Below are 2,842 nucleotides of genomic sequence, written 5' to 3'. Positions count from 1 at the left end.
ATGCCCAGGTGGCGAAATTGGTAGACGCACCAGCTTCAGGTGCTGGCGATCGTAAGGTTGTGGGGGTTCGAGTCCCTTCCTGGGCACCAAATACACCTATAAAGACCTATATGGGGACTAAACAGCCCTTTTTCAATAGGCGATCAAATTCCCATGGTTCTATGCAAGATCTTGGGCTTCATTTCATCCCAAAGACTTTCAAACTCCTCCGCCCTAGCCTCTGATAGCTTAATAAGCTCAAAGAGGCCACTAAAGAAGATAGTCTTTTTGGGCGCTAAGGTCTTTTCAAACTCAGTAAGTCCAACCGGCTTATCGTCAATATCCCGAGTTAATTGAGCTGAACACACAATCGCCTCAGCCTCATCTTGATCGATTACTGCAAACTCAATCAACTGCTGGGATTTGTCAAGGATGACCAAGGTGCCTCTCGCGTAGCAAACCGCCTCATGTTCCTGGACGATATAGGCTAAGAACTGATCTTCCTCATCCTTATCCATGCGCAGATCATCAATGAAAAAGAGGTATTGATCACCACCCCCATTAACCAAAGTAAATACCTTCGGAATCACGCCATGCCCTAAGGCAAGATTGCGGTAATAAGAAGAGAGTTCAACAGCTAGGTTTTCGGCAAAGAGATGCATGATAAGCAAAGAAAAAAGTAGGGGAAATTATTCAGTAAGAATATTTAGTGGCTGTTAATTATTGAGCGTATTGTTTAGAAAAGTCATGGTACGTTCCCAGGCCAATTGTGCGGCAGCCGGGTTGTACTGCAATGGAGGCAGACCTCTCGAATCTGACCTAGGATTGGCAAATGCATGCTTAGCATCATAGCGCTGGAAATCATACGAGACACCGGCTACCTTGAGCTTTTCCTCAAGTTGATCAACGCCAGCGATGGAGAAAAAATCATCATGAAGAGCCCAATGAGCCAACATTGGTTTTTTAATGGCTGCAGCATCAACATACTCTAATGGAGGGTAGCCATACCAAACCACTGTTCCATCAGACTCAGGAACCAGTTCAGCAGATAAGACTGTAAGCGCACCACCCATACAAAAACCCGTGACAGCAACCTTATTACTACCAGTTTGCTTAAGATACTGAACGGCACCTCGAATATCTTGGCTAGCAGCATCTGCAAAATTAAGATCATTCATTAGATGTTCGGCTTCATTTGCCTCTAGAGCAAGTTTGCCGCGATAAAGATCTGGAACCAAGGCGCGATAGCCTGAATCCGCCAAACGATTGGCGACATTTTTAATCTCATCATCCAAGCCCCACCATTCTTGGATCACAACTACGCCAGGGGCATTTTTTGCATCTACCGGCTCAACTAAATACGCGCTACTAGATTTGCCATCAGGTCTTTGAAATGTGATCATCACAATCCTTCTTTAAAAAATTGGGTTTACTTCGCTTGTTTGTAAGTGTGAATATAGCCCACCAACCAGAATGTAAGCAAGCCGCATAAAGCCGCTCCATAGCCAACCAGGTTGTAGTGCTCCATCTTGCCATCACTGCCAATGGTCACGACTACTCCAGCAATCACAGAGGCCAGACCAGATGCCAGCATCTGCACTGAACCTACTAGACTCATAAAAGTCCCCCGAATTTTGGCATCAACTACTTGACTGACGATCGCCATCGCCGGAATCATGCGCCCCGATACTAAGACAAAAAATGCAGTTGAATTAATTAGCACTACCCAGAGTGGAACTGGCATGAGGTTCGTTGTCACTAGTAAAGGTACTAGGCTAATCACAGCGAGCAATCTAAATACCTTGACCTTGCCGTAACGATCAGCCAGATGACCAATCAAACGAGAGCTCATGAGCGTAGCTAAGCCACCACATAAGTAGATTAAAGAAATATAGGAGTTATCAATCCCCACATTGGACGTGAGATAGAGGGCGATATAAGGAATCACGGAAAATCCGGTTAACATAATCAACGCCATAAAAATAAATGCACGCAGATGCTGATGAGCAACAAAGATGTTCCAGATTTGACTGAGACGACTACCCTCATGAGAATGCCCCAGATGCCCAGAGATCTTATGGATATTGCGATAGCCTAAATATAAGATGAGGCTTGATATCAAGGCGATAAAGATAAATGGGGCACGCCATCCTAATGAAGGAATGTTATTCGCCAGAAATAAACTTAAGGGAACTCCAGCTACTGTCGATACAGAGAATGCCGACATCACCGTCCCCAAAGCCTTGCCTCTGCGTTCGAACGGAATGGAATCTGCAATGATGGTTTGGACCAATGAACCCAAGATTCCACCAAACGCACCTGCAAATGCTCGTGCAATAAATAGTGAATGGTAATCAGGTGCTAATCCACAAACCAAGGTGGCAATAATGAAGCAGAAATACAAACTCAACAGCAGCACTCTTCTCTCGAAACGATCAACAAAGTAGGTAGCAAAGACGCCGGCAATCGCTGCGGCAAAAGTATAGGAGGAGAGCAGTAAGCCAAACTCATGCGTATTGATGTTGAACTCTCGAATAAATTCGGGTCCCAAAGGCATCATGATCATGAAGTCCAGGATATGCGTGAACTGAATTCCGGCAAGAGAGAATAAGAAAAAACGTTCTTTACTCTTTTCGCTTGGCATGTGATGCTCGGTCAAGGGTTTCTTTACATGAAATTAGAGATGTGCCATTATCAACCCACCAAGATATCAATGCCTGAGCCCCACCCTAAAGTACTCATGAACAACATCATCGACGCCTTCTCTAATTTCCCTTTCCTACTATTAGTGCGAGATAGCGCCTGGGGAATCATTTGCCTTATTTGCATCTTAGTTTTTCATGGAAGTGCTATTAACCATGTC

The 2,842-nt window shown here is 44.7% G+C and carries 3 protein-coding genes and 1 tRNA gene; 1 reads left to right on the top strand and 3 read right to left on the bottom strand.

Translation table 11 applies throughout. The annotated features are described in order from the left end of the window. Positions 1–2 precede the first annotated feature (2 nt). Positions 3–89 (top strand) — tRNA-Leu (locus B7Y67_RS14470). 54 nt (positions 90–143) lie between these two features. Here B7Y67_RS14470 and B7Y67_RS14465 read toward each other — a convergent pair. The 3 genes from B7Y67_RS14465 to B7Y67_RS14455 are packed head-to-tail and all read right to left on the bottom strand — an operon-like array spanning position 144 to position 2,623. Next, on the bottom strand, positions 144–641 hold the full coding sequence (locus B7Y67_RS14465; RefSeq protein ID WP_293599241.1) for a hypothetical protein: 498 nt from the start codon (positions 639–641) through the stop codon (positions 144–146). A gap of 54 nt (positions 642–695) precedes the next feature. After that, positions 696–1,382, bottom strand: a complete 687-nt coding sequence (locus B7Y67_RS14460) for a dienelactone hydrolase family protein (protein ID WP_293599240.1) — start codon at positions 1,380–1,382, stop codon at positions 696–698. A gap of 26 nt (positions 1,383–1,408) precedes the next feature. After that, on the bottom strand, positions 1,409–2,623 hold the full coding sequence (locus B7Y67_RS14455) for an MFS transporter (protein WP_293599239.1): 1,215 nt from the start codon (positions 2,621–2,623) through the stop codon (positions 1,409–1,411). Positions 2,624–2,842 lie beyond the last annotated feature (219 nt).

This window comes from Polynucleobacter sp. 35-46-11 (assembly GCF_002281105.1).
The sequence above is the reverse complement of the archived record's forward strand: the minus strand, read 5'-3'. Positions and strand labels throughout refer to the sequence as shown.